Annotated in this window: 20 protein-coding genes; 15 read left to right on the plus strand and 5 right to left on the minus strand. The window is 61.4% G+C overall.

Annotated elements, in window-relative coordinates; translation table 11 throughout:
* Nucleotides 1–9: 9 nt before the first annotated feature.
* Both gcvH and gcvP read left to right on the plus strand, forming a co-directional pair.
* The gene (gcvH, locus tag NPS47_RS18190) at nt 10–393 is read left to right on the plus strand and encodes a glycine cleavage system protein GcvH (protein ID WP_274296193.1); all 384 of its coding nucleotides are present in this window, start codon (nt 10–12) and stop codon (nt 391–393) included.
* Between the two features lie 81 nt (nt 394–474).
* A complete protein-coding gene (gene gcvP, locus NPS47_RS18195) occupies nt 475–3351 on the plus strand; it encodes an aminomethyl-transferring glycine dehydrogenase (RefSeq protein ID WP_274296194.1) in 2877 nt (958 codons plus the stop codon).
* Between the two features lie 52 nt (nt 3352–3403).
* Here the strand turns inward: gcvP and NPS47_RS18200 are convergent, their stop codons facing one another.
* From NPS47_RS18200 to NPS47_RS18210, 3 genes are all read right to left on the minus strand, one after another.
* The gene (locus NPS47_RS18200) at nt 3404–3718 is read right to left on the minus strand and encodes a DUF2388 domain-containing protein (protein ID WP_274296195.1); all 315 of its coding nucleotides are present in this window, start codon (nt 3716–3718) and stop codon (nt 3404–3406) included.
* 54 nt (nt 3719–3772) lie between these two features.
* Nucleotides 3773–5482 carry a GspE/PulE family protein gene (locus NPS47_RS18205; protein ID WP_274296196.1) on the minus strand — a complete coding sequence of 570 codons (1710 nt, stop codon included), beginning with the start codon at nt 5480–5482 and terminating at the stop codon, nt 3773–3775.
* A gap of 99 nt (nt 5483–5581) precedes the next feature.
* Nucleotides 5582–5902 (minus strand): hypothetical protein, encoded by a 321-nt coding sequence (locus NPS47_RS18210; RefSeq protein ID WP_274296197.1) that lies wholly within the window; start codon nt 5900–5902, stop codon nt 5582–5584.
* Nucleotides 5903–6028: 126 nt separating this feature from the next.
* Between NPS47_RS18210 and NPS47_RS18215 the strand changes: the two genes are divergently transcribed.
* The gene (locus NPS47_RS18215; RefSeq protein ID WP_038615673.1) at nt 6029–6499 is read left to right on the plus strand and encodes an Lrp/AsnC family transcriptional regulator; all 471 of its coding nucleotides are present in this window, start codon (nt 6029–6031) and stop codon (nt 6497–6499) included.
* A 3-nt stretch (nt 6500–6502) separates the two neighbouring features.
* On the opposite strand, the gene NPS47_RS18220 is transcribed toward NPS47_RS18215, so the two are convergent.
* Nucleotides 6503–7894 (minus strand): inorganic triphosphatase, encoded by a 1392-nt coding sequence (locus NPS47_RS18220; protein ID WP_274296198.1) that lies wholly within the window; start codon nt 7892–7894, stop codon nt 6503–6505.
* 127 nt (nt 7895–8021) lie between these two features.
* Between NPS47_RS18220 and argE the strand changes: the two genes are divergently transcribed.
* Both argE and argA read left to right on the plus strand, forming a co-directional pair.
* Nucleotides 8022–9179, plus strand: a complete 1158-nt coding sequence (gene argE / locus NPS47_RS18225) for an acetylornithine deacetylase (protein ID WP_274296199.1) — start codon at nt 8022–8024, stop codon at nt 9177–9179.
* Nucleotides 9180–9294: 115 nt separating this feature from the next.
* Nucleotides 9295–10593 carry an amino-acid N-acetyltransferase gene (gene argA / locus NPS47_RS18230; RefSeq protein WP_274296200.1) on the plus strand — a complete coding sequence of 433 codons (1299 nt, stop codon included), beginning with the start codon at nt 9295–9297 and terminating at the stop codon, nt 10591–10593.
* 152 nt (nt 10594–10745) lie between these two features.
* On the opposite strand, the gene NPS47_RS18235 is transcribed toward argA, so the two are convergent.
* Entirely contained in the window at nt 10746–12122 is a 1377-nt protein-coding gene (locus NPS47_RS18235) for a glutamine synthetase family protein (RefSeq protein WP_038615652.1), read from the minus strand.
* Between the two features lie 581 nt (nt 12123–12703).
* Between NPS47_RS18235 and NPS47_RS18240 the strand changes: the two genes are divergently transcribed.
* From NPS47_RS18240 to NPS47_RS18285, 10 genes are all read left to right on the plus strand, one after another.
* Entirely contained in the window at nt 12704–14062 is a 1359-nt protein-coding gene (locus NPS47_RS18240; protein WP_274296201.1) for a glutamine synthetase family protein, read from the plus strand.
* 47 nt (nt 14063–14109) lie between these two features.
* Nucleotides 14110–15468: an aspartate aminotransferase family protein gene (locus NPS47_RS18245; RefSeq protein WP_274296202.1), complete on the plus strand. Its 1359-nt coding sequence runs from the start codon at nt 14110–14112 to the stop codon at nt 15466–15468.
* Nucleotides 15469–15637: 169 nt separating this feature from the next.
* A complete protein-coding gene (locus NPS47_RS18250) occupies nt 15638–16735 on the plus strand; it encodes a polyamine ABC transporter substrate-binding protein (RefSeq protein ID WP_274296203.1) in 1098 nt (365 codons plus the stop codon).
* Between the two features lie 163 nt (nt 16736–16898).
* Entirely contained in the window at nt 16899–17993 is a 1095-nt protein-coding gene (locus tag NPS47_RS18255) for a polyamine ABC transporter substrate-binding protein (protein WP_274296204.1), read from the plus strand.
* Between the two features lie 59 nt (nt 17994–18052).
* Complete coding sequence (gene potA / locus NPS47_RS18260) at nt 18053–19195, plus strand: polyamine ABC transporter ATP-binding protein (protein ID WP_274296205.1); 1143 nt, start codon at nt 18053–18055, stop codon at nt 19193–19195.
* Nucleotides 19192–20112 carry an ABC transporter permease subunit gene (locus tag NPS47_RS18265; RefSeq protein WP_274296206.1) on the plus strand — a complete coding sequence of 307 codons (921 nt, stop codon included), beginning with the start codon at nt 19192–19194 and terminating at the stop codon, nt 20110–20112. Before potA ends, NPS47_RS18265 begins: the two co-directional genes overlap by 4 nt.
* On the plus strand, nt 20109–20999 hold the full coding sequence (locus NPS47_RS18270; protein WP_274296207.1) for an ABC transporter permease subunit: 891 nt from the start codon (nt 20109–20111) through the stop codon (nt 20997–20999). Before NPS47_RS18265 ends, NPS47_RS18270 begins: the two co-directional genes overlap by 4 nt.
* A gap of 202 nt (nt 21000–21201) precedes the next feature.
* Entirely contained in the window at nt 21202–22293 is a 1092-nt protein-coding gene (locus NPS47_RS18275) for an efflux RND transporter periplasmic adaptor subunit (RefSeq protein WP_274296208.1), read from the plus strand.
* Nucleotides 22290–23360: an efflux RND transporter periplasmic adaptor subunit gene (locus NPS47_RS18280; protein ID WP_274296209.1), complete on the plus strand. Its 1071-nt coding sequence runs from the start codon at nt 22290–22292 to the stop codon at nt 23358–23360. The genes NPS47_RS18275 and NPS47_RS18280 overlap by 4 nt, the downstream gene beginning before the upstream one ends.
* On the plus strand, nt 23357–26425 hold the full coding sequence (locus tag NPS47_RS18285; protein WP_274296210.1) for an efflux RND transporter permease subunit: 3069 nt from the start codon (nt 23357–23359) through the stop codon (nt 26423–26425). The genes NPS47_RS18280 and NPS47_RS18285 overlap by 4 nt, the downstream gene beginning before the upstream one ends.
* Nucleotides 26426–26468 lie beyond the last annotated feature (43 nt).

Genomic DNA, 26468 nt, shown 5'->3' on the forward strand with positions numbered 1-26468 from the left:
GACAACAAGATGAGCAATATCCCCGCCGACCTGCGTTTTGCTGAAAGCCACGAGTGGGCCAAACTGGAAGCTGACGGTACGGTGACCGTCGGCATTAGCGATCACGCTCAGGAAGCACTGGGTGATGTGGTGTTTGTCGAACTGGTGGAAGTCGGCAAGGTCTTCGCCGCAGGCGAAGCGGCGGGTGTGGTCGAGTCGGTCAAGGCCGCTTCGGACATCTACGCGCCGGTCAGCGGTGAAGTGATCGCGTTCAACGATGCGCTGGCCGACAGCCCCGAGTCGCTGAACAGCGACCCGTACGCCAGCTGGATCTTCAAGCTCAAGCCAAGCAACACCGCCGAGCTGGACAAACTGCTCGACGCTGCTGGCTACCAGGCGGCCATCGGCGAATAGTTTTCACACAAAGCGGCAATCTCTTCCTAGACTCAATATGCCTCGACTGGTCGGGGCTTGGTCCAGGAAGAGAGAGCCGCTATGTCCCAGTCGCCGTCCCTCAGCCAACTGCACGACCCCAATCCATTTCTGCGTCGCCACCTGGGGCCTGATGCCTCGGAGCAGCAGGCGATGCTTCAGCGGCTTAGTCTGAGCAGCCGCGGTGAGTTGATCGAGCAAACCGTGCCGCCGGGCATTCGCCTGAACCGGCCACTGGACCTGCCCGCCGCCCTGGACGAGCAGGCCGCCCTGAAAAAGCTCAAGGGCTACGCCGAGCAGAACCAGGTGTGGACCAGCCTGATCGGCATGGGCTATCACGGCACGATTACGCCGAACGTCATCTTGCGCAACGTCTTGGAAAACCCGGGCTGGTACACCGCCTACACGCCTTATCAGCCGGAAATTGCCCAGGGCCGCCTGGAAGCCTTGCTGAATTTCCAGCAGATGATCATCGACCTCACCGGTCTGGACCTGGCTAACGCCTCCTTGCTCGATGAAGCCACCGCGGCCGCGGAAGCCATGGCCCTGGCCAAACGCATGGCCAAGTCGAAAAGCAATGTGTTCTTTGCCGATGAGCACTGCCATCCCCAGACCCTGTCGGTGCTGCAGACCCGTGCCGAAGGTTTCGGCTTCGAACTGGTTATCGACGCTGTGGATAACCTTGGCAATTACCAGGTGTTCGGGGCTTTGTTGCAGTACCCCGATACCCATGGCGAGATCCGCGACCTGCGGCCGTTGATCGAGCAACTGCACAAACAGCATGCGTTGGCTTGCGTTGCCGCCGACCTGCTCAGCCTGCTGATGTTGACCCCACCGGGTGAGCAGGGTGCCGATGTGGTGCTGGGCACCTCACAGCGCTTTGGCGTGCCGATGGGCTATGGCGGTCCGCATGCCGCCTATTTTGCCTGCCGGGATGAGTTCAAGCGGGCCATGCCCGGGCGCATCATCGGCGTGTCCAAAGATGCCCGCAGTAACGTGGCGTTGCGCATGGCCCTGCAGACCCGCGAACAGCATATCCGCCGCGAGAAGGCCAACTCCAACATCTGCACGGCGCAGGTGCTGCTGGCCAACATCGCAGCGTTCTATGCGGTGTATCACGGCCCGGAAGGCTTGCAGCGCATAGCCCAGCGCGTGCATGCGCTGACCTTCGTCCTTGCGGCGGGGCTGGAGAGCAAAGGCATCAAGCGTCTCAACCAGCACTTCTTCGACACCCTGACCCTGGAAGTCGGCGGCAGTCAGACGGCGATCATCGAAAGCGCCGAGGCGGCGCAGATCAACCTGCGCATCCTCGGTCGTGGCCGGTTGGGCGTGAGTCTCGACGAGACCTGTGACGAAACCACGGTACTGCGTCTGTTCGATATCTTCCTTGGTGCCGACCACGGCCTGGATATCGCCAGCCTCGATGCCCTGGCCTTGCCGGAAGGTATTCCGGCGGCGCTGGCGCGGCACTCGACCTTCCTCACCCATCCGGTGTTCAACCTGCACCACAGCGAAACCGAGATGCTGCGTTATCTCAAACAGCTGGAGAACAAGGACCTGGCACTGAATCAGGCGATGATCCCGCTGGGCTCCTGCACCATGAAACTCAATGCCAGCAGCGAGATGATCCCGATCACCTGGCCAGGCTTTGCCCTGGTCCATCCGTTTGCCCCCGCGGCACAGGTACAGGGTTACAAGGCGATGATCGATGAGCTGGAAGCCTGGCTGTGTGCGATCACCGGCTTCGACGCCATCTGCATGCAACCCAACTCCGGTGCCCAGGGCGAGTATGCCGGGCTGATGGCCATTGCCAAATATCACCGCAGTCGGCATCAGCCTCATCGCGATATCTGCCTGATTCCTTCATCAGCCCACGGCACCAACCCGGCGTCGGCGCAGATGGCGGGGATGCAGGTGGTGATCGTCGAGTGTGACGAGGCCGGCAACGTCGATCTGGCTGATCTCAAGGACAAGGCACAGGCGGCGGGTGAGCGCTTGTCGTGCCTGATGGCGACCTATCCGTCGACCCATGGCGTGTATGAAGAGGGCATCAGCGAAATCTGCGAAGTCATCCACAAGCAGGGTGGCCAAGTGTACATGGATGGCGCCAACCTCAATGCCCAGGTCGGCCTGACCCGGCCGGCCGATATCGGTGCCGATGTCTCACACATGAACCTGCACAAGACTTTCTGCATTCCCCACGGCGGTGGCGGCCCGGGCATGGGCCCGATTGGTGTGCGTGCGCACCTGGCGCCGTTCGTTGCCAGCCACCCGGTGATACCGGTTCCCGGCCCGGACCCGAAGAACACTGCGGTGAGTGCCGCGCCCTGGGGTAGCGCGAGCATTCTGCCGATCAGCTGGATGTACATCGCCATGATGGGCCAGCAACTGGCCGATGCCAGTGAGGTGTCGATTCTTTCTGCCAACTACCTGGCCGAGCAGTTGGGTGGCGCATTCCCGGTGCTCTATCGGGGGCGCAATGGGCGGGTGGCGCACGAATGCATCCTCGACCTGCGGCCGCTGAAAGCCATGACCGGGATCAGTGAGGAGGATGTGGCCAAGCGCCTGATGGATTACGGTTTTCATGCCCCGACCATGTCGTTCCCGGTGCCGGGCACCCTGATGGTCGAGCCGACCGAGAGCGAGTCGAAGGCCGAGCTGGATCGCTTCGTCGAGGCGATGCTGAGCATTCGTGCGGAAATCCGTGAAGTGCAGGACGGCAACTGGCCGGCAGAAGACAACCCGCTCAAGCATGCGCCGCATACCTTGGCGGATGTACTTGGGGTGTGGGAGCGGCCTTACAGCATTGCCCAGGGCGTTGCGCCCAGTGAGCATGTGCGCCTGTACAAGTACTGGCCGGCGGTTAATCGGGTGGACAATGTGTTCGGTGACAGGAACCTGTTCTGTGCCTGTGTGCCGGTGGAGGATTACCGGAGCTGATCGCGGGGCAAGCCCGCTCCCGCCAGTGGGAGCGGGCTTGCCCCGCGATGAATTACTGCGCTACCGCATTCTTGGCCAGGATCGCCTGGGCCAGGTCCATATCGCTGACCTCAAGGCCAGGATTGTCGGCCCGGACTTTCTGGATAGCCGATTCCAGGTACGGGCCACGAATTGCGCCTTCGCTGGCAACGAAGCTACCGGCATCATCCTGTGCGGCGATGACCAGTTTGTGATCCTTCGACGTCAGGTAGGAGGAAGCGGTGGTCGCGCCGGAGGAAATGACATTGCGCCAGAATGTATCGGCCATGGCCGAACCGACTGGCACGGAGAGCAGGGCAAGGGTCGCGACTGCAAGTTTGAGACGCATCTACGGGTGACTCCAACTGAGGTTAACTGGCAGGTTGGATCGGTTCGCCCGCCGCTAGTTCCCTGGTGCAACACGCAGCACTTCCGCCGCCGTGGTCAGGCCTTTCGCCACCTTCTGTGCGCCGCGCTGGTGCAGGCTCGTCAGGCCTTCGTCGCGGGCTTGCCGGCGCAACATGGCCAGGTCGGTATCGTCGCAAATCTGGCTGCTCAGCCGTTCGTCCATGCACAGCAGTTCATGGATACCGGTACGCCCGTGATAGCCGGTCTGCCGGCACGCATTGCAACCTTTGGCCTGATAACCGGCTTCACCTTCCGGCGCCGGGACTTTGCAGGCCCGGCACAGCGTACGTACCAGGCGCTGGGCCATGACCCCGATCAGTCCGGCCTTGATCAAGTGCGGTGCGACACCTAGCTCAAGCAGGCGGTTGATGGCGCTGCAGGCGTCGTTGCTGTGCAGGGTGGAGAGCACCAGGTGACCGGTCAGTGCTGCCTGGAAGGCCACCTGGGCGGTTTCCAGGTCGCGGATTTCACCGATCATGATGATGTCCGGGTCCTGGCGCAGCAGGGCGCGGGCGCCTTCGGCAAAACCCAGGTCAATGGCCGGATGGACCTGCAGCTGGTTGAAGCCGGGTTCGACCATTTCGATCGGGTCTTCGACGGTACACAGGTTGACCTGCGGTGTGGCCAGGTACTTGAGGGTGGCGTACAGGGTGCTGGTCTTGCCGGACCCGGTCGGCCCGGTGACCAGGATCAGGCCGTGGCGCTGGCCGATCAGCGCTTGCCAGCGCAGCAGGTCGTCACCCTCCAGCCCTAGCTGGCGCAAGTCCTGCTGCAGCAGGGTGGGGTCGAAAATGCGCAACACCAGCTTTTCACCGAAGGTGGTGGGCAGGGTCGACAGACGCAGCTCGACTTCGTTGCCAGCCGCCAGGCGGGTCTTGATCCGGCCATCCTGGGGGCGGCGCTTTTCCGCAACGTTCATGCGCCCAAGGGTTTTCAGGCGGCTGATGATCGCCAGGGTGACCTCGGCGGGGAACTGATAGACCGGGTGCAGCAAGCCGTCGATGCGAAAGCGCAAATGGCCCTGGTCGCGCCGGGGTTCCAGATGGATATCGCTGGCGCGTTGATCGAAAGCGTACTGCAGCAGCCAGTCGACGATGGTGACGATATGGGCATCATCGTCTTCGCGCTGCTGGCCGTTTTCACCCAGTTCGAGCAGTTGTTCAAGACTGCCCGGTGAAGACGAAGCGATTGGCTGGCGGCTGGCACCGTTGACCGAGCGGGCGAGGTGGAAGAACGCCTGACTGAACTGGCGAATCTGCACGGGGCTGGCCAGCACGTGCTTGATCGGGCGTCGCAGGACCTGGGCCAGATCGGCTTCCCAGGACCTGACATAGGGCTCGGCGCTGGCCACGGTGACGGCAAGGTTATCCACAGCAATCGCCAGAATGCCGTGACGCCGGGCAAAGGCTGCGGACATCAGGCCAGTGGTGGCGTTGAGGTCGAGTTGCAGCGGGTCGATGTACAGGTACGGCAGTCCGGCCTGTTTGGCCAGCCACTGGCACAGGGTTTCCAGGTCCAGGCGCTGTCCGGGTTGGCGTGGATCAGGCAGGGCCTGGCGGGCGATGTGCTCGAGCGGGTGGACGTCGCTGGCCAGGTGATGCGTTCGCAGTAGCTGAGCGGCGTCCGGGTTGATGAGTCGAGCGTCGAGCAGGTCGGTCAGCAGGCCGTCCAGGCTCAGCCTGCGATCCTCGTCGCTGACAGTCATGTGGCGTCCTTGCCTTGCTGCCTGAAGGGGTGGCAAACACAAGCGTAGTTGACTCTGGGCAATAGCAAGGACGATCTGCGTATCCGGGCATTTCCAGGCTCAGTCCGGACGCTGGGCCTGTTGCAGGCGGACCTCGTCGACACAGATAAGATTGCGCATTTTCTGGGCAATGAGTTCGGCGCGGTGCCAGCTCAAACCGGCAATCTCGATCTCGATGTCGAGCAGATCGCCCTGTTGCTTCATCAGCACTTTATGCGGCGTGAGGAACTGCAGGGCGAACAGGTTCAACACCCGGCACAGGCTGTCGGGTTCGGCTTCGACCTGCAGATGGTAATGCACGCAGCTGTGGGCACGGCCGACGGCCCAGACGTCGTCACGCAGCGGGGTCAGCGGGCTGTCGAAGCGTTCAAGTGCGCTCATGGGATTCTCCGGATTCAATGCGAGAAATTTTCACATGCGCAAGCCGGTATTTTTTCTCTATGATCGACAGATATGGCGAATGTTCGACTTGTTCAATTCGCAAAAGCGCACATTGTGAGAATAGTTATGCAAAGCGAACTGGATGCTTATGACCGCCGCATTCTGGCCCTGCTGCAGGAGGACGCTTCGCTGTCCAGCGCGCAGATTGCCGAGCGTGTCGGTCTTTCGCAGTCACCCTGCTGGCGACGGATTCAGCGCTTGAAGGAGGAGGGGGTGATACGCGGCCAGGTGACCTTGCTCGACCGCAAGAAGATCGGCCTGAACACGCAGATTTTCGCCGAGGTCAAACTCAATGCCCACGGGCGCTCCAACTTCACCGAATTCACCGAGGCGATTCGCGGGTTTCCGGAGGTGCTGGAGTGTTATGTGCTGATGGGCGCGGTGGATTTTCTGTTGCGCATTGTCACCCCGGACATCGAAGCCTACGAACGGTTTTTCTTCGAGAAGCTGTCGATGGTACCGGGGATCCAGGAGGTCAACTCGATCGTGGCCTTGTCCGAAATCAAGTCCACGACCAGTCTACCGGTGCTGCGCTAGGGCTTACTTGCGCAGCAGATGCTTCCAGCCGCGGCTCTGGAACACGGCCATGGCCTGATCGGCACGGGCTTGCAGAACTTCGCTGCGCACCTCAGCTTCCACTTCGTCGCTGATCGACTGGTTGGCCAGCTCGTGCAGCTTGTTCAACTCACCGAACAGGCGGTCCAGATCCGGGCTCTCCAGCACCTGACGGGCATGGTGCAGCCAGGCCAGCAGACGCTCGATACGCGGCAGCTGTTCGGCCAGGTCTTCCGGCTGGCGATGGTACAGCGGCAGGTTCAGGGCCTTGGCCTCGTCGGCCAGCAGCACGTTCAGCCAGTTGCCCAGCTGTGCTGCGCCTTGACGGTCGCCGCGCTTGTTGCGCTCGACGGTCCAGCCACGGGCCAGCAGCCAGCGCGAGGTTTCCAGGGAGAACTGACCCCAGCGGGTGTCCAGCAGCTCTTCGGCGAACTGCTCGGGGGCGGCACGGCGCACGTCTTCGTCGTCATTGCCGGCCAGTACCAGCGGGCGCCAGTCTTCCAGCAGCGCGTCGAGGCTGCTGCGCAGGGCGGCGGTGGTGGTACGCGGCGCGGCCTGACCGAGGCTGCTGGCCAGCGCGCGCAGTTCGGCCAGGGCCTGAACCCAGTCCTGCAGCAGGCGCCAGTGGCCATTGAAACGGTATTGTTCGGCCAGGCGCTGGCTGGCGCCGAGCAGTTGCCAGCCGAGGGCGGCGAAGGCGTCGTCCAGGGGCATTTCGGCGCTCAGTTCGGCAGCCGGCAGGCTCAGCGCGTAGCTGGCCGGATCGAGCAGGCGATAACCGCGTTCGGCCTTGCTGATGTCGCAGGGGAACAGCGGCAGGGTAGCGGACAGTTCGGCGGCCAGTTCCAGCAGCGCTTCCGGTTCACCTTCGCGTAGTTCCAGCTCCAGCTCGCAGATTTCTTCCTTCTGCTTGCCAGCGACCACGGTGCCCAGGTCCAGGGCTGCTTCGATGACCACTTTGGCTTTGCCGCGGCCCCAGGCGATTTCCGCGTATTCGCGGGTGAAATCGGTGGTGAACAGCGCTTTGATGGCCTTTTTGTCCAGCTCGGCGAGTTCGGCCGGCCAGCATTGCTCGTCAAGTTTCTTCAGGTCCAGCTTGGCCTTGGGCAGCTGCCACTCGTGCTCGTTGCGCTGGGACAGGCCAGCGACGCTCTGGCCGCGGGTCTTGAGGGTCTGGATGACCGCTTCGCCGTCGCGGCGCAGGCGCAGTGCGACCTTGGCGGCGGCCAGGTCACGCTCCGGGGTGTCGAAGTACTGGTTGAGCAGCTCGCGCTGCTGCCAGCCAGACTTGTTGCGCTTCTTCAGCAATGGGTGTTCGCGCAGCGCGGCGAGGGTCTCGCGGCTGACCCGCAGTTTGATTTCGGTTTCTTTGTGCATTGCTGGGTAATCCAGGCTCGGATGACAGGGAGCGTCTTGGCCGTGCAGTGTACAGGACTCGGCCGCCGACGGTTTATTCCAGGTGCCCGATGGCCCTATGATGGGTTTCGCCTCAAGGAGAACGCGCATGCCGCTGCCATCGCTCAAAGACCAGTTCGCCGCGCTGATTGCCGCGCCTTCGGTCAGCTGTACCCAGCCTGCGCTGGACCAGTCCAATCGCGCGGTAATCGACTTGCTGGCGGGCTGGCTCGGTGATCTGGGCTTTGCCTGCGATATCCAGCAGGTGACGCCGGGCAAGTTCAACCTGCTCGCCAGTTACGGCAGCGGCCCGGGCGGGCTGGTGCTGGCCGGGCACAGCGATACCGTGCCCTATGACCCGGGGCTGTGGCAGACCGATCCATTGAAGCTGACCGAAGTCGACGGGTGCTGGGTCGGCCTTGGCAGTTGCGACATGAAAGGCTTCTTCGCCTTGATCATCGAGGCGGTGCAGCCGTTGCTGGCCCATGATTTCAAGCAGCCGCTGCTGATTCTCGCCACCTGCGACGAAGAAAGCTCGATGTCCGGCGCCCGTGCCCTGGCCGAAGCCGGTCGTCCCTTGGGCCGGGCGGCGGTGATCGGCGAGCCGACCGGACTCAAACCGATCCGCTTGCACAAGGGGGTGATGATGGAGCGCATCGACATCCTCGGCCGCAGCGGCCATTCGTCGGATCCAAGCCTGGGCCACAGCGCGCTGGAAGCCATGCATCAGGTGATGGCCGAGCTGATGGGCTTGCGCCGGCAATGGCAGAAAGAATTCAACAACGCCCAGTTCAGTGTGCCGCAGCCGACCCTGAACTTTGGTTGCATCCATGGCGGCGACAACCCCAACCGCATCTGTGGCCAGTGTGCCCTGGAGTTCGACCTGCGGCCGTTGCCGGGCATGGACCCGGAGGCACTGCGTGCGGCCATCCGCCAGAAACTGGCGCCTCTGGCTGAGCAGCACCAGGTGAAAATCGACTATGCCCCGCTGTTCCCCGCCGTGCCGCCCTTCGAGCAGAGCGCCGATGCGGAACTGGTGCGCCTGGCCGAACGTCTTACCGGGCATCGTGCCGAAGCGGTAGCCTTTGGCACCGAAGCGCCTTATCTTCAGCGCCTGGGCTGCGAAACCCTGGTACTGGGGCCGGGCGACATCGCCTGCGCCCACCAGCCGGGCGAATACCTGGAAATGTCACGCTTGCAGCCTACCGTGCGTCTATTGCGTGAGTTGATCGAACATTATTGCCTGAGCCCGGTAATTGCCCGCTGAGTTCAGCCGTTTTGCCAAAGGAGATTGCGCGTGACGCCAAGCCTGTTCCGACGATAACCCTTCGAGCGCTGTGTGCTTTCCCGTTCTTGTCCCTTTTTCTACAGGCTCTGTGGTTATGCCCGATTACGTCAACTGGCTGCGTCATGCTTCGCCTTACATCAACGCCCACCGGGAATGCACCTTCGTGGTCATGCTGCCCGGTGACGGGGTCGAGCACCCCAATTTCGGCAATATCGTCCACGACCTGGTGCTGCTGCACAGCCTCGGGGTGCGCCTGGTGCTGGTGCATGGTTCGCGCCCGCAGATCGAAACCCGCCTGGCCAGCCGCGGCCTGACCCCGCACTACCATCGCGGCATGCGCATCACCGATGCGGCCACCCTGGAGTGCGTGATCGATGCCGTGGGGCACCTGCGCATTGCCATTGAAGCGCGCCTGTCGATGGACATGGCCGCGTCGCCGATGCAGGGTTCGCGCTTGCGCGTGGCCTCCGGCAACCTGGTGACCGCGCGGCCGATCGGCGTGCTTGAAGGGGTGGATTATCACCACACCGGTGAAGTACGCCGGGTGGACCGCAAAGGTATCAATCGTTTGCTCGATGAGCGTTCCATTGTCCTGCTGTCGCCGCTGGGTTACTCGCCGACCGGCGAGATCTTCAACCTGGCCTGCGAAGACGTCGCGACCCGTGCCGCCATCGAGCTTGAGGCCGACAAATTGCTGCTGTTCGGCGCCGAACGCGGCCTGATCGACGAGCAAGGGCGGCTGGTGCGGGAACTGCGCCCGCAACAGGTGCCGGCGCATTTGCAGCGTCTGGGCAGTGATTATCAGGGTGAGTTGCTCGATGCCGCCGCCGAGGCCTGCCGTGGCGGTGTGGCGCGCAGCCATATCGTCAGCTATGCCGAAGACGGCGCCTTGCTGACCGAGCTTTTCACCCGTGACGGTGGCGGCACCCTGGTGGCCCAGGAGCAGTTCGAGAAGGTGCGTGAGGCGGCGATCGAGGATGTCGGCGGCCTGCTTGATCTGATCAGTCCGCTGGAAGAGCAGGGCATCCTCGTGCGGCGTTCGCGTGAGGTGCTGGAGCGTGAGATCGAGCAGTTTAGTGTGGTCGAGCGCGAAGGCATGATCATCGCCTGTGCGGCGCTGTACCCGATTGCCGATTCCGAGGCGGGGGAACTGGCGTGTCTGGCGGTCAATCCCGAGTATCGCCATGGCGGTCGCGGTGATGAGCTGCTTGAGCGCATCGAAACGCGGGCGCGCGCGATGGGGCTCAATACCCTGTTCGTGCTGACCACGCGCACGGCGCACTGGTTCAGGGAGCGGGGCTTTGTGCCGAGCGGGGTCGAGCGGCTGCCGGCGGCCAGGGCTTCGCTGTACAACTATCAGCGTAATTCGAAGATTTTCGAGAAGGCTTTGTAGCTTTTGGGGCTGCTTTGCAGCCCATCGCCGGCAAAGCCAGCTCCCACAGGGTTTTGTGTACACCCTCCCATGTGGGAGCTGGCTTTGCCAGCGATGAGGCCCTCAAGGCCCATACAAAAAATGCCGTCGATCACAGAATCGACGGCATTTTTTTATACGGTATGCAGGTACCAGTTGTACTCAAGGTCGGAGATGGAGTGTTCGAACTCCTCCAGCTCGCTTTCCTTACAGGCCACGAAGATATCGATGTATTTCGGATCGATGTACTTGGCCAGGATCTCGCTGTCGTCCAGCTCGCGCAGGGCATCACGCAGGTTGTTCGGCAGGCTCTGCTCGTTCTGCTCGTAGGAGTTGCCTTCGGTCGGCTCGCCCGGTTCGACCTTGTTGGTCAAGCCATGGTGAACACCGGCCAGGACAGCAGCCATCAGCAGGTACGGGTTGGCGTCGGCGCCGGCTACGCGGTGCTCGATGCGCACGGCATCCGGTGAGCCGGTCGGTACACGCAGGGCCACGGTACGGTTGTCCAGGCCCCAGCTTGGCGAGTTCGGCACGTAGAACTGGGCACCGAAACGGCGATACGAGTTGACGTTCGGGCAGAGGAACGCCATCGACGCCGGTAGGGTCTCGAGCACACCGCCGATCGCGTGACGCAGTGCGGCGTTCTGCTCGGGATCCTCGCTGGTGAAGATGTTCTTGCCATCTTTGTCCAGCACCGAGATATGGACGTGCAGACCATTACCCGCCTGACCCGGATAGGGCTTGGCCATGAAGGTGGTGTCCATCTCATGGTCGTAGGCGATGTTCTTGATCAGGCGCTTGAGCAGTACCGCGTAGTCGCAGGCCTTCATCGGGTCGGCAACGTGGTGCAGGTTGACTTCGAACTGCGCCGGGGCGCTTTCCTTGACGATGGCGTCGGCAGGGATGCCCTGCTCCTTGGCGCCTTCGAGGATGTCCTGCAGGCAGTCGACGTACTCGTCGAGGTCATCGATCAGGTAAACCTGGGTCGACATCGGACGTTTGCCGGAAATCGGCGAGCGCGGCGGCTGTGGACGGCCGTTCACGTTTTCCTGGTCGATCAGGTAGAACTCCAGCTCGAACGCGGCGCAGATGGTCAGGCCCATCTCGTCGAACTTGCTCACCACCTGGCGCAGGACTTCCCGCGGGTCGGCAAAGAACGGCTCGCCTTCAAGTTCGTGCATGGTCATCAGCAGCTGCGCGGTAGGGCGCTTCTGCCAAGGCTCGTTGGACAGGGTGTCGGGGATTGGATAGCAAATGCGGTCGGCATCGCCGATGTCCAGGCCCAGGCCGGTGCTTTCGACCGTGGAGCCGTTGATATCCAATGCGAAGAGGGAGGCCGGCAGGTTGATGCCTTTCTCGTAAACCTTGTGGAGGCTGGTGCGCTCGATGCGCTTGCCACGCACCACACCATTCATATCTGCAATCAGAAGGTCAACGTAGAGAACCTCAGGATGTTCCTTAAGGAACGCGTTCGCTTCGTTAAGCTGAACGGCACGCGGGGGTACCGACATGATGCAACACCTTTGTTGTTAAAAATATCAATCAATGGGGGCTTGCAGCTCCAGTCAATCGGAAAGCCCTACTGAAGTCAAGCCACGCCCATGATGCCCTAAAACGGCCCTCGAGCGGCATTTTTGCTGCAATTGAGGGCGCAGACAATCGCTGCTTTCGTACGGTATGAGCGATCTTGAGCGGGCCGTGTTCTATTTTTTACGGGGGTGTTGTGTAAAAAAATGAACAAGGCTAAGCTCGGTGGCAACCCATAACATCAATAATACCGGGGGTTACATGTCACGCCTGCCGACAACCGGCATCACCCTCTGCCGCGCGCAGATCGGTTTGCACGCCCTTTACGCGAGCACCTATCGCTGCGCGTCAGTACCCCGTACCCCGGCTGAAATAATTGACGGCGCGGGCAGCCTGCCTGTTGTCGCTGCTTCTTCGAATACCTTCTGCCTTCACTATAGCGGCCCTCGCCGCGGTATGCCCCTGCGCGGCTTTTGCTTTACCTGGGCGCGGCATCCAGAATGTCTGGGACGGCCCACTCCGGGTGTCCTGACGACTGTCCAGACATTTACCTCCTGAGGTATTTATGAGTAGCAACCTCGACCAGCTCACCGATTGGTTGAAAGAACACAAGATCACCGAAGTCGAGTGCTTGATCAGCGACCTCACCGGTATCACCCGTGGCAAGATTTCTCCAACCAACAAGTTCATTGCCGAAAAAGGCATGCGCCTGCCCGAGAGTGTCCTGCTGCAGACCGTTACCGGCGACTACGTCGATGACGACATCTATTACGAATTGCTGGACCCGGCCGATATCGACATGATCTGCCGCCCCGACGAGAACGCGGTGTTTCTCGTGCCTTGGGCCATCGAGCCGACGGCTCAGGTGATCCACGATACCTATGACAAGCAGGGCAATCCGGTCGAGCTGTCGCCGCGCAACGTGCTCAAGAAGGTGCTGAAACTCTATGCCGACAAGGGCTGGCAGCCGATCGTGGCGCCAGAGATGGAGTTCTACCTGACCAAGCGCTGCGAAGACCCGGACTTCCCGCTGCAACCGCCGATCGGCCGCTCTGGTCGCCCGGAAACCGGCCGTCAGTCGTTCTCCATCGAAGCGGCCAACGAATTCGATCCGCTGTTCGAGGACGTCTACGACTGGTGCGAGCTGCAGAACCTGGACCTGGACACGCTGATCCACGAAGACGGCACCGCGCAGATGGAAATCAACTTCCGTCACGGTAACGCCCTGGCTCTGGCCGACCAGATCCTGGTGTTCAAGCGCACCATGCGTGAAGCGGCGCTCAAGCACAACGTCGCCGCCACCTTCATGGCCAAGCCGATGACCGGTGAGCCGGGCAGTGCCATGCACCTGCACCAGAGCATCATCGACGTGCACACCGGCAAGAACATCTTCTCTGATGCCGATGGGCGCATGAGCGAGCTGTTCCTCAACCATGTCGGCGGTCTGCAGAAGTTCATCCCGGTGGTGCTGCCGCTGTTTGCCCCGAACGTCAACTCGTTCCGCCGCTTCCTGCCTGATACCTCGGCGCCGGTGAACGTCGAGTGGGGCGAAGAGAACCGTACCGTCGGTCTGCGCGTACCGGATGCCGGACCACAGAACCGCCGGGTCGAGAACCGTCTGCCAGGCGCCGACGCCAACCCGTACCTGGCGATCGCCGCCAGCCTGCTGTGTGGCTATATCGGCATGGTCGAGGGCATCAAGCCAAGCGCACCGGTCCAGGGCCGTGGTTACGAGCGGCGCAACCTGCGTCTGCCGCTGACCATCGAGGACGCACTGGAGCGCATGGAGAACTGCCAGGCGCTGGAACCGTACCTGGGCAAGAAATTCATCACCGGTTACGTCGCCACCAAGCGCGCCGAACATGAAAACTTCAAACGCGTAATCAGCTCCTGGGAACGTGAGTTCCTGCTGTTTGCGGTCTGATCAACCCGGAGCCGCAGGACCGCGGCCGTCAGAAAACGGAGAAGCACATGAGCGTCAACAACCCGCAAACCCGTGAGTGGCAAACCCTTAGCAGTGAGCATCACCTGGCGCCTTTCAGTGACTATAAACAGCTGAAAGAGAAGGGCCCGCGGATCATCACCAAAGCTGAAGGCGTGCACTTGTGGGACAGCGAGGGCAACAAGATCCTCGACGGTATGGCTGGTCTGTGGTGTGTGGCGGTCGGCTACGGTCGTGAAGAGCTGGTTGAGGTCGCAGCCAAGCAGATGCGTGAGCTGCCGTACTACAACCTGTTCTTCCAGACTGCGCACCCACCGGCGCTGGAACTGGCCAAGGCAGTCTCTGACGTAGCGCCAGAAGGCATGACCCATGTGTTCTTCACCGGCTCCGGTTCTGAAGGTAACGACACCAACCTGCGTATGGTCCGCCACTACTGGGCAGTCAAGGGCAAGCCGCAGAAGCAGGTGATCATTGGCCGCATCAACGGCTATCACGGCTCCACCGTGGCCGGTGCCGCGCTGGGTGGCATGAGCGGCATGCATGCGCAGAGCGGCACGCTGCCGGGCATCGTGCACATCCCGCAGCCGTACTGGTTCGGTGAAGGTGGCGACATGACCCCGGACGAGTTCGGTATCTGGGCCGCTGAACAGCTGGAAAAGAAAATCCTCGAAGTCGGCGAAGACAATGTCGCCGCCTTTATCGCCGAGCCGATCCAGGGCGCTGGCGGCGTGATCATTCCGCCAGACACCTACTGGCCGAAGATCAAGGAGATCCTCGCCAAGTACGAGATTCTGTTCATTGCTGACGAAGTGATCTGCGGCTTCGGGCGTACCGGCGAGTGGTTCGGCTCCGATTACTACGACCTCAAGCCTGACCTGATGACCATCGCCAAGGGCCTGACCTCCGGTTACATCCCCATGGGCGGTGTGATCGTGCGTGACGAAGTGGCCAAGGTGGTCAGCGAAGGTGGTGACTTCAACCACGGCTTCACCTACTCCGGTCACCCGGTGGCCGCCGCTGTGGGCCTGGAAAACCTGCGAATCCTGCGCGACGAGAAAATTGTCGAGCGGGTCAAAGAGGAAACGGCACCGTATTTGCAAAAGCGTCTGCGCGAGCTGAACGATCACCCGTTGGTGGGCGAAGTACGTGGCCTGGGCATGCTCGGCGCCATCGAGCTGGTCAAGGACAAGGCCACCCGTGCCCGTTACGAAGGTCAGGGCGCTGGCATGATCTGCCGCCAGCACTGCTTCGACAACGGTCTGATCATGCGCGCGGTGGGCGACACCATGATCATTGCACCACCGCTGGTGATCAGCCGCGAAGAGATCGACGAGCTGGTGGAAAAGGCGCGCAAATGCCTGGACTTGACGCTCGAAGCGCTGAAATAGCCAAGTGCTAGGCTAGCGTAATGGCATCATCGTGTTTCGAGGCGTGCTTTCCTTGAAAGTGCGCCTTGGAACTTGCCAGACTAGCGACTGTTTCAGTCGCCCGAAGCTTGTGCCGTAAAGAGCCGGCCACTGGACAGATGGCTAAATAAAAAATTCTGGAGCATTACGCATGAAGAAATTGGGCAAGACGTTGTTGGCTATGTCCCTGATGGGCGCCATGGCCAGTGCTGTTCAGGCGGATGACAAAGTGCTGCACGTCTACAACTGGTCCGATTACATCGCACCGGATACCGTCGCCAACTTCGAGAAGCAGACCGGCATCAAGGTCGTCTACGACGTCTTCGACAGCAACGAAACCCTCGAAGCCAAGTTGCTGGCAGGCAAGTCCGGCTACGACATCGTCGTACCGTCGAACAACTTCCTGGCCAAACAGATCAAGGCGGGTGTCTATCAGGAGCTCGATCGCTCCAAGCTGCCGAACTGGAAAAACCTCGACGAAGACCTGCTCAAGGCCGTTGGCGATGCCAGCGACCCGGGTAACAAATATGCGTTCCCCTACATGTGGGGCTCGATCGGTATCGGTTACAACCCGGAGAAGGTCAAGGCAGCGCTGGGCGTCGACAAGATCGACTCCTGGGACGTGGTGTTCAAGCCTGAGAACATCGAGAAGCTCAAGAGCTGCGGCGTAAGCTTCCTCGATGCCCCGACCGAGATGATCCCGGCGGCGCTGCATTACCTGGGCAAGCCTACCAACAGCACGAACAAAGCTGACCTCAAGGCAGCCGAAGACCTGTTCCTGACGGTTCGTCCTTCGATCGCCTATTTCCACTCCTCCAAGTACATCTCGGACCTGGCCAACGGCAACATTTGCGTGGCCGTGGGGTACTCGGGTGACCTGGAGCAGTCCAAGGCCCGTGCTCACGAGGCCGGTGACAAGGTCAAGCTGGACTACGTCATTCCGAAAGAAGGCGCCGGTACCTTCTACGACATGGTTGCCATCCCGAAAGACGCAGCCAACGTTGATGCTGCCTACAAGTTCATGGACTTCCTGATGCAGCCGGAAGTCATGGCCGGTATCACCAACGCCGTGCGCTTCCCGAACGGCAACAAGGCGGCTACCCCGCTGGTGGAGAAAGACATCTCGGGTGATCCGAGCATCTATCCACCGGCTGATGTGAAGAAGCTGCTGTACGCCATTGCTGACCCGGGTGCTAAAGCCCAACGCGAGATCACTCGCAGCTGGACCAAGATCAAGTCGGGCAAATAAGCCCGATTCACCCTGGGCGTGGTGCTAATCACGCCCAGGATCGCGGAAAGTGGCAAATTGTTTTTGCGACATGCGTGTATCGAAGGTAAGTTGCGCGCCGGTTTGGTTATCGGGCAGGGATTTCTGCCGTATGACTCGGGCACTTTTGTAGAGGACCTCTCACTTGTCTAATTCTCTATTTCGCAAGGCCATGCTGGCTGGAGCGGGTCTGACGCTGGCGATCAGCGTCCAAGCGGCGCCCACGGTGCACATTTACAACTGGTCGGACTACATCGGCCAGACGACACTCGCGGATTTTGAAAAAGCCACCGGGATCAAACCGGTGCAGGATGTCTTTGACTCCAATGAAACCCTGGAAGGCAAACTGCTGGCCGGTCGTACCGGCTATGACGTGGTCGTGCCGTCCAACCATTTCCTCGGCAAGCAGATCAAGGCGGGCGCGTTCCAGAAGCTCGACAAGTCGCTGCTGCCGAACTATTCGAACCTCGACCCGGCGCTGATGAAGCGCCTGGAGAAGAACGATCCGGGCAACCAGTACGCCGTCCCCTACCTGTGGGGCACCAATGGCATCGGCTACAACGTCGAGAAGGTCAAGGCGGCGCTGGGCACCGACACGATCGATTCCTGGGCCATGCTGTTCGAGCCGGAAAACATCAAGAAGCTCTCCAAGTGCGGTGTCGCCTTCCTCGACTCGGCTGACGAGATGCTCCCGGCAGTGCTGAACTATATGGGCCGCAACCCCAACAGCACCGATCCCAAGGACTACGCCGACGCCGAGAAGAAGTTGCTGGCGGTGCGTCCTTACGTGACCTACTTCCACTCGTCCAAGTACATCTCGGACCTGGCCAATGGCGACATCTGCGTGGCCGCCGGTTTCTCCGGCGATGTGTTCCAGGCCAAATCCCGTGCCGAAGAAGCCGGCAAGGGCGTGGACGTGGCCTATGTGATTCCCAAAGAAGGCGGCAACCTCTGGTTCGACATGCTGGCGATCCCCAAGGATTCGACCAATGTCAAAGAGGCTCATGCCTTCATCAACTATTTGCTGCAGCCTGAGGTCATTGCCCAGGTCAGCGATTACGTCGGTTATGCCAACCCGAACCCCAAGGCTGGCGATCTGATGGATCAGAGCGTGCGAACCGACGCAGCGGTTTATCCACCGCAAGAAGTGCTGGACAAGTTGTACGTCAACTCGGAGCTACCTCCCAAGGTGCAACGTTTGATGACCCGTAGCTGGACCAAGATCAAGTCGGGCAAGTAAAAATCCAGAGTCCGTCACGGCAGGGGCGGACGCAAAAAATCTTGTTGGGAGTTTCACAAATGGCTGTTGCCTCCGGTGCCTATAAGAAAGCCCTCGAGGGCGACCAGCAACCTAAACAGGTGCTGGTCAAAATCGACCGGGTCACGAAAAAGTTCGACGAAACCATCGCCGTAGACGATGTGTCCCTGGAAATCAAGAAGGGTGAGATCTTCGCCCTGCTCGGTGGCTCCGGTTCGGGCAAGTCCACCTTGCTGCGCATGCTGGCCGGCTTCGAACGGCCGACCGAGGGGCGCATCTTCCTCGATGGCGTCGACATCACTGACATGCCGCCCTACGAGCGGCCGATCAACATGATGTTCCAGTCCTATGCGCTGTTCCCGCACATGACCGTGGCGCAGAACATCGCTTTCGGCCTGCAGCAGGACCGCATGCCCAAGGCCGAGATCGACGCGCGTGTCGGCGAGATGCTCAAGCTGGTGCACATGACCCAGTACGCCAAGCGCAAGCCGCACCAGCTTTCCGGTGGTCAGCGTCAACGTGTAGCCCTGGCGCGCTCCCTGGCCAAGCGCCCGAAACTGCTGCTGCTCGACGAGCCGATGGGCGCACTGGACAAGAAGCTGCGTTCGCAGATGCAGCTTGAGCTGGTCGAGATCATCGAGCGGGTCGGCGTGACCTGCGTCATGGTGACCCACGACCAGGAAGAGGCCATGACCATGGCCCAGCGCATCGCCATCATGCACCTTGGCTGGATCGCCCAGATCGGCAGCCCGATCGACATCTACGAGACCCCGACCAGCCGCCTGGTCTGCGAGTTCATCGGCAACGTCAACCTGTTCGAGGGTGAAGTGGTCGAAGATGCCGAGGGTCACGCGGTGATTGCCAGCCAGGAGCTGGAGCGCAAGATCTACGTCGGTCACGGTGTGACCACCTCGGTGGAAGACAAGCGCATCACCTACGCACTGCGTCCGGAAAAACTGCTGGTCACCACCCAGCAGCCGACCTGCGAGCACAACTGGTCGCGCGGCAAGGTTCACGACATCGCCTACCTGGGTGGCCACTCGGTGTTCTACGTCGAACTGCCTGGCGGCAAGATCGTCCAGTCGTTCGTTGCCAACGCCGAACGTCAGGGCACCCGGCCGACCTGGGACGACCAGGTTTACGTCTGGTGGGAAGATGACAGCGGCGTGGTACTGCGGTCATGAACCTGCGCAAGCTCAAGCGAGCCTTCAACCGGATAAAGCCTGAAGGGCGCCACATGGTGATCGGCGTGCCGTTCATCTGGCTGTTCCTGTTCTTCATGCTGCCGTTCTTCATCGTCCTGAAGATCAGCTTTGCTGAAGCGGACGTGGCGATCCCGCCGTACACCGAAATCTACAGCTACGTCGAAGACAAGGTGCAGCTGGTGCTGAACATGGCCAACTATGGCCTGTTGACCGAGGATGAACTGTACATCTCGGCGTACCTGGGCTCGTTGAAGATGGCCTTCTTCAGCACCCTGTTGTGCCTGTTGATCGGCTATCCGATGGCCTATGCCATCGCCAACGCCCGCAAGGAGACGCAGACGGTCCTGTTGCTGCTGATCATGATGCCGACCTGGACCGCGATCCTGATCCGCGTTTATGCCTGGATGGGCATTCTCAGCAACAACGGCCTGCTCAACAGCTTCCTGATGTGGCTGGGCCTGATCGACCAGCCGCTGCAGATCCTCAACACCAACCTGGCGGTGTACATCGGCGTGGTCTATTCGTACCTGCCGTTCATGATCCTGCCGCTCTACGCCAACCTGGTCAAACACGACCAGAGCCTGCTTGAGGCCGCATCGGACCTGGGCTCGAGCACCTTCAACAGCTTCTGGAAGATCACCGTGCCGCTGTCGAAAAACGGCATCATCGCCGGCTGCATGCTGGTGTTCATTCCGGTGGTTGGTGAGTTCGTTATCCCGGAACTGCTCGGCGGTCCGGAAACCTTGATGATCGGTAAAGTGCTCTGGCAAGAGTTCTTCAACAACCGTGACTGGCCGGTGGCTTCTGCCCTGGCGGTGGTGATGCTGGCGATCCTGATCGTGCCGATTCTGCTCTTCAACCGTAGTCAGGCCAAAGAGATGGAGGGCAGGGCATGAAGCGTTTCAGTTTCTCCAAGCTGATGTTGATTCTGGGCTTGTTGTTCATCTACCTGCCCATGCTGATCCTGGTGATCTACTCGTTCAACGCCTCGAAGCTGGTGACGGTCTGGGGCGGCTGGTCGATCAAGTGGTACGTCGGCTTGCTCGACAACAGCCAGTTGATGGGCTCGGTGATGCGCTCGCTGGAGATCGCCTGCTACACCGCGATTGCCGCGGTAGCGCTGGGCACCCTGGCGGCCTTCGTGCTGACCCGGGTCACGCGCTTCAAGGGCCGTACCCTGTTCGGTGGCCTGGTCACCGCGCCGCTGGTAATGCCCGAGGTGATTACCGGTCTGTCGCTGTTGCTGCTGTTCGTGGCCATGGCGCAGATGATCGGCTGGCCGCAGGAGCGCGGTATCGTCACCATCTGGATCGCGCATACCACCTTCTGTGCTGCCTATGTGGCGGTGGTGGTGTCGGCGCGTCTGCGTGAGCTGGACCTGTCGATCGAGGAAGCGGCCATGGACCTGGGTGCCAAGCCGTGGAAGGTGTTCTTCCTGATCACCATCCCGATGATCGCACCGTCGCTGGCGGCGGGCGGCATGATGTCCTTCGCGCTGTCGCTGGACGACCTGGTACTGGCCAGCTTCGTCTCCGGCCCGGGTTCGACCACCTTGCCGATGGAAGTGTTCTCGGCGGTGCGTCTGGGCGTGAAGCCGGAGATCAACGCCGTGGCCAGCCTGATCCTGCTGTCGGTGTCGCTGGTGACCTTCATGGTCTGGTACGTCAGCCGTCGTGGCGAAGAGCGCCGTCGTCGGGCGATCCAGCAGGCCATCGAGGAAAGCGCTGCCGATTCCTGGAAACAGCCGGAAGTGGGTCGCGCTGCGGCGTCTGTTTCGGCCTGACCTGCAAAACATCGCGGGGCAAGCCCGCTCCCACAAGGTGAATCTGTGGGAGCGGGCTTGCCCCGCGATGGCTTCCAACGCTCACGCTGCCCCGCCGACTGATCAAGCTCAAAGGAATTGCATTAGTTACAGCGGCGGCGCATTCGCTGATCTACGCTAACACTCGCATCTCTGTATCGATCTGAACATGCAAGGAGCCTGCATGACGGTGTTGCGTATTGTATGGGTCGTCAGCCTGGGCTCGATGCTCGTGCTTACCGGCTGTGGCGAAAAAAACACCGCTGAACTCGAGCTTCGCAGGGTAGGTGTACAACAGGTTCAACCCAGTGACTTTGCCGCCTCTGTGACCCTCACGGGCGATGTCCAGGCACGGGTGCAGGCGGATCAGTCGTTCCGCGTGGGTGGCAAGATCATTTCCCGCAGTGTCGATGTTGGCGATCACGTGAAGGCCAACCAGGTCCTGGCCCGGCTCGACCCCAAGGACCTGCAGGCTAATGTCGATTCGGCCAAGGCCGAGGTATTTGCCGAGCAGGCACGGGTGACCCAGACCAGTGCAGCCTTTGTCCGTCAGCAAAAACTGTTGCCCAAGGGCTATACCAGCCAGAGCGAGTACGACTCGGCCCAGGCGGCACTGCGCAGTAGCCAGAGCGCCTTGAAGGCCGCCCAGGCGCAACTGGCCAACGCCCGTGACCAGCTGAGCTACACCGCACTGGTGGCCGATGCCGCTGGAATCATCACTGATCGCCAGGCTGAAGTCGGCCAGGTGGTGCAGGCCACCGCACCGATCTTCACCCTGGCCCACGATGGCGAGCGTGATGCGGTGTTCAATGTCTACGAATCCTTGCTGGTCGCGCCGCCGAGCAGCGATACGATCATCGTCAGCCTGGTGGACAACCCGAAAATCCAGGCCAAGGGGCATGTGCGTGAAATTACCCCGACCGTTTCCGACCAGAGCGGCACGGTGCAGGTCAAGGTGGCGTTGGACGATGTACCGCCCGGTATGGAGCTGGGTTCGGCGGTCAGCGCCACTGGCCATGCCCAGGGCAAACCGAGTATCGAACTGCCCTGGTCGGCGTTGACCAAGGCCCTGCACGATCCAGCCGTATGGCTGGTGGGTGAGGGCAACAAGGTCAGCCTGCGACGGGTCAAGGTCAGTCGCTATCTGACTGGCAAAGTGGTCATCAGCGAAGGACTCAAAGGCGGAGAAACCGTGGTGGTGGCTGGCGGGCAGTTGCTCACCCCAGGCATGCAGGTGGAAGTCGCACCGCTCAAGGACAGTGGGGTAGCGCAATGAAAGCAGTCGCACTGAGCCTGTGCAGCGTGTTGTTCCTGGCCGGTTGTGAAAAGTCTGCCACAGACGCCGAGCCGATCCGTCCGGTGCTGTCGGTGATCGTTCAGCCGCAGGTACAAGCCAACCTCGGGCGGTTTGCCGGCACTATCCAGGCGCGCTACGAGAGCACCCTGGGCTTTCGCGTGGCCGGTCGTATCGCCCGGCGCTGGGTCGATGTCGGCAGCGAGGTGAAGCCGGGCGATACATTGGCCAGCCTGGATCCGGCCGATCAGCGCAACCAGTTGCGCGCTGCCGAGGGCGATCTGGCCAAGGTCCAGGCCCAGTGGATCAATGCCCAGGCCGATGCCCGTCGCCAGCAGCAGTTGTTCGATCGCGGCGTCGGCGCCCAGGCACAACTGGACGCCGCCCAGACCAACCTGAAAACCACCGGTGCCTCCCTGGAGCAGGCCCGGGCCGCCGTCGCCCAGGCGCGAGATCAGCTGGGCTACAGCGAACTCAAGACCGATCACGCCGCAGTGGTCACCAACTGGCAGGCAGAAGCGGGGCAGACCGTCAGTGCCGGTCAGCCGGTGGTCACCCTGGCCCGCCCGGATATCAAGGAGGCGGTCATTGACCTGCCGACCTACCTGGCCGAACAGTTGTCTGCCGACCTGAAGTTCGAGGTGGCTTCGCAGCTCGACCCGAGCATCAACACTACCGCGACCTTGCGCGAACTCGAGCCCCAGGCCGACGCTGCCACGCGAACCCGCCGTGCCCGCCTGACGCTGGCCACTACTCCCGAGTCCTTTTACCTGGGGACGGCCATCAGCGTCACGCTGACTTCGACGGTGTCGCCGCGCACCGAGTTGCCGGCTTCCGCGTTGCTTGAAGAGGATGGCCAGCCCCGCGTGTGGGTGGTCGACCCGCAACAGAACACGGTGGCCACCCGCGAGGTGAAACTGCTTGAGCGTACCGCCACCAGCGTGGTGCTGAGCTCGGGTGTCGAGGCGGGAGAGCGTGTTGTCACCGCAGGTGTTAACACCCTGAAACCGGGCCAGAAGGTCATAGTCGATGAGGAAGACCCGCGATGAAAGGAAGCTTCAACCTGTCGGAGTGGGCGCTGAAGCACCAATCCTTTGTCTGGTACCTGATGTTCGTCGGCTTGCTGATGGGCGTGTTCTCCTACATGAACCTGGGGCGTGAGGAAGACCCTTCATTCACCATCAAGACCATGGTCATCCAGACGCGCTGGCCGGGCGCAACCCAGGACGAGATGCTCAATCAGGTCACCGACCGCATCGAGAAAAAGCTCGAGGAGCTCGATTCGCTCGACTATGTGAAGAGCTACACCCGGCCGGGTGAGTCGACGGTGTATGTCAACCTGCTCGATACCACCCCGTCCAAGGACATTCCCCAGATCTGGTACCAGGTACGCAAGAAGATCCAGGACATTCGTGGGCAGTTTCCCCAGGGCATCCAGGGGCCGGGGTTCAACGACGAGTTCGGTGACGTCTACGGTTCGATCTATGCCTTTACCGCCGACGGGCTGACCATGCGCCAGCTGCGCGACTACGTCGAGCAGGTACGTGCCGAGATCCGCGAAGTGCCCGGGCTGGGCAAGGTCGAGATGATCGGTACCCAGGACGAGGTGCTGTACCTCAACTTCTCCACCCGCAAGCTGGCCTCGTTCGGTATCGATCAGCGCCAGGTGCTGCAGGCCTTGCAAGCGCAGAACGCGGTGACCCCGGCCGGGGTGATCGAAGCCGGACCTGAACGTGTGTCGGTGCGCACTTCCGGCCAGTTCGCCTCGGAGAAAGACCTGGAAACGGTCAACCTGCGCATCAATGACCGCTTCTTCCGCCTGGCCGATATCGCCGAAATCCAGCGCGGCTATGTCGATCCGCCGGCGCCGCAGTTTCGTTACAACGGCATGCCAGCCATTGGCCTGGGCATCGGCATGAAGGCCGGTGGCAACATCCAGGTGTTTGGCGCCGATCTGCATAAAATGATGGACCGGGTGATCAGCGAGCTGCCGGTGGGTGTCGGCGTGCATACCGTCTCCGACCAGGCGGTGGTGGTGGAAGAAGCCGTCGGCGGATTCACCAGTGCCTTGTTCGAGGCGGTCATCATCGTGCTGGTGGTGAGCTTCGTCAGCCTGGGCATTCGCGCCGGCCTGGTGGTGGCCTGCTCGATTCCGCTGGTGCTGGCCATGGTGTTCATTTTCATGGAGTACAGCGGCATCACCATGCAGCGTATCTCCCTGGGCGCGTTGATCATTGCCCTGGGGCTGTTGGTGGACGATGCGATGATTACCGTGGAGGTGATGGTCACGCGCCTGGAAATGGGCGAGACCAAGGAACAGGCGGCGACCTTCGCTTACACCTCGACGGCCTTCCCGATGCTTACCGGTACCCTGGTGACGGTGGCCGGCTTCATGCCGATCGGTCTCAATGCCAGTTCGGCGGGGGAATATACCTACACGCTGTTCGCGGTGATTGCCGCGGCATTGCTGGTGTCCTGGGTGGTGGCGGTGGTGTTCGCGCCGGTACTGGGCGTGCATATCCTCAACGCCAAGGTCAAACCGCACGATGAAGAGCCCGGGCGCGTCGGCAAGGCCTTCGAACACAGCTTGCTGTGGTGCATGCGCCATCGCTGGCTGACCATCGTTGGCACCATTTTGCTGTTCGTGCTGGCGTTGTTCTGCATGCGTTTCGTGCAGAACCAGTTCTTCCCCTCTTCGGACCGTCCGGAGATTCTCGTTGACCTCAACCTGCCGCAGAACGCTTCGATCGAAGAGACCCGCAAAGCGGTGGACCGGCTTGAAGCAACGCTCAAGGGCGACCCGGACATCGAGCGCTGGAGCACCTATATCGGCCAGGGCGCAATTCGTTTCTACCTGCCACTGGATCAGCAACTGCAGAACCCGTACTACGCCCAGCTGGTGATCGTCAGTAAAGGTTTCGAGGAGCGCGAAGGGCTGATCAAGCGCTTGAAGCAGCGTTTGCGCGAGGACTTCGTCGGTATTGGCAGTAACGTCCAGTCGCTGGAAATGGGCCCGCCGGTGGGGCTGCCGCTCCAGTACCGGGTGATGGGCCCGGACATCGATCAGGTGCGCAAACATGCCATTGCCCTGGCGGCCCTGCTCGACAGTAATGACAACGTCGGCCAGATGATTTACGACTGGAACGAACCGGGCAAGGTGTTGCGCGTGGAAATTGCCCAGGACAAGGCGCGCCAGCTTGGCCTGTCGTCCGAGGACGTGGCCAATGTCATGAACAGCATTGTCAGCGGCACGCAGATCACCCAGGTCAACGACAGCATTTACCTGATCAACGTCGTCGCCCGCGCTGTGGACAAAGAGCGCAGCTCGCCGCAGACCCTGCAGAACCTGCAGATCGTCACCCCCAACGGCACCTCGATTCCGTTGCTGGCCTTCGCCACTGTGCGCTACGAGCTGGAGCAGCCGCTGGTCTGGCGTCGCGACCGCAAGCCGACCATCACCATCAAGGCGGCGGTGCGTGGCGATATCCAGCCGACCGATCTGGTGCGTGAGCTCAAGCCGCAGATCGACGACTTCGCCAGTAAACTGCCGGTGGGCTACAAGGTTGAAACCGGCGGTACGGTGGAGGCCAGTGGCAAGGCTCAGGGGCCGATCGCCAAGGTCATACCGCTGATGCTGTTCCTGATGGGCACGTTCCTGATGATCCAGCTGCACAGTGTGCAGAAGCTGTTCCTGGTGGCCAGCGTGGCGCCTTTGGGGTTGATCGGTGTGGTCCTGGCACTGGTGCCGACGGGTACGCCCATGGGCTTCGTCGCGATCCTCGGGATTCTCGCGCTGATCGGCATCATCATCCGTAACTCGGTGATCCTGGTGACCCAGATACACGAGTACGAAGAGCAGGGGCTATCCCCCTGGGCCGCTGTCATGGAAGCCACCAACCATCGCCGCCGGCCGATTCTGCTGACGGCGGCGGCGGCGAGCCTGGGCATGATCCCCATCGCCCGTGAGGTGTTCTGGGGGCCAATGGCCTACGCGATGATCGGCGGGATTATCATCGCCACCCTGCTGACCTTGCTGTTCCTGCCAGCCTTGTATGTGGCCTGGTACAAGATCAGGGAGCCACAGGGGCATGCCGGCGATAGGCACAACGCATAAATCACAGGCATAAAAAACCGGCGCACCAGGCGCCGGTTTTTAT

This window comes from Pseudomonas putida (assembly GCF_028682475.1).
In the GTDB taxonomy this organism is placed as follows: domain Bacteria; phylum Pseudomonadota; class Gammaproteobacteria; order Pseudomonadales; family Pseudomonadaceae; genus Aquipseudomonas; species Aquipseudomonas putida_AG.

Excerpts from the sequence above, each read along its gene's own strand:
- NPS47_RS18280 (WP_274296209.1), top strand. The coding sequence starts at position 22,290 with ATGAAAGCAGTCGCACTGAGCCTGTGCAGCGTGTTGTTCCTGGCCGGT.
- gcvH (WP_274296193.1), top strand. The coding sequence starts at position 10 with ATGAGCAATATCCCCGCCGACCTGCGTTTTGCTGAAAGCCACGAGTGG.
- argA (WP_274296200.1), top strand. The coding sequence starts at position 9,295 with ATGCCCGATTACGTCAACTGGCTGCGTCATGCTTCGCCTTACATCAAC.
- NPS47_RS18245 (WP_274296202.1), top strand. The coding sequence starts at position 14,110 with ATGAGCGTCAACAACCCGCAAACCCGTGAGTGGCAAACCCTTAGCAGT.
- NPS47_RS18270 (WP_274296207.1), top strand. The coding sequence starts at position 20,109 with ATGAAGCGTTTCAGTTTCTCCAAGCTGATGTTGATTCTGGGCTTGTTG.
- NPS47_RS18220 (WP_274296198.1), bottom strand. The coding sequence starts at position 7,894 with ATGCACAAAGAAACCGAAATCAAACTGCGGGTCAGCCGCGAGACCCTC.
- NPS47_RS18250 (WP_274296203.1), top strand. The coding sequence starts at position 15,638 with ATGAAGAAATTGGGCAAGACGTTGTTGGCTATGTCCCTGATGGGCGCC.
- NPS47_RS18275 (WP_274296208.1), top strand. The coding sequence starts at position 21,202 with ATGACGGTGTTGCGTATTGTATGGGTCGTCAGCCTGGGCTCGATGCTC.
- NPS47_RS18235 (WP_038615652.1), bottom strand. The coding sequence starts at position 12,122 with ATGTCGGTACCCCCGCGTGCCGTTCAGCTTAACGAAGCGAACGCGTTC.
- NPS47_RS18210 (WP_274296197.1), bottom strand. The coding sequence starts at position 5,902 with ATGAGCGCACTTGAACGCTTCGACAGCCCGCTGACCCCGCTGCGTGAC.
- potA (WP_274296205.1), top strand. The coding sequence starts at position 18,053 with ATGGCTGTTGCCTCCGGTGCCTATAAGAAAGCCCTCGAGGGCGACCAG.
- argE (WP_274296199.1), top strand. The coding sequence starts at position 8,022 with ATGCCGCTGCCATCGCTCAAAGACCAGTTCGCCGCGCTGATTGCCGCG.
- NPS47_RS18200 (WP_274296195.1), bottom strand. The coding sequence starts at position 3,718 with ATGCGTCTCAAACTTGCAGTCGCGACCCTTGCCCTGCTCTCCGTGCCA.
- NPS47_RS18285 (WP_274296210.1), top strand. The coding sequence starts at position 23,357 with ATGAAAGGAAGCTTCAACCTGTCGGAGTGGGCGCTGAAGCACCAATCC.
- NPS47_RS18265 (WP_274296206.1), top strand. The coding sequence starts at position 19,192 with ATGAACCTGCGCAAGCTCAAGCGAGCCTTCAACCGGATAAAGCCTGAA.
- gcvP (WP_274296194.1), top strand. The coding sequence starts at position 475 with ATGTCCCAGTCGCCGTCCCTCAGCCAACTGCACGACCCCAATCCATTT.
- NPS47_RS18240 (WP_274296201.1), top strand. The coding sequence starts at position 12,704 with ATGAGTAGCAACCTCGACCAGCTCACCGATTGGTTGAAAGAACACAAG.
- NPS47_RS18205 (WP_274296196.1), bottom strand. The coding sequence starts at position 5,482 with ATGACTGTCAGCGACGAGGATCGCAGGCTGAGCCTGGACGGCCTGCTG.
- NPS47_RS18215 (WP_038615673.1), top strand. The coding sequence starts at position 6,029 with ATGCAAAGCGAACTGGATGCTTATGACCGCCGCATTCTGGCCCTGCTG.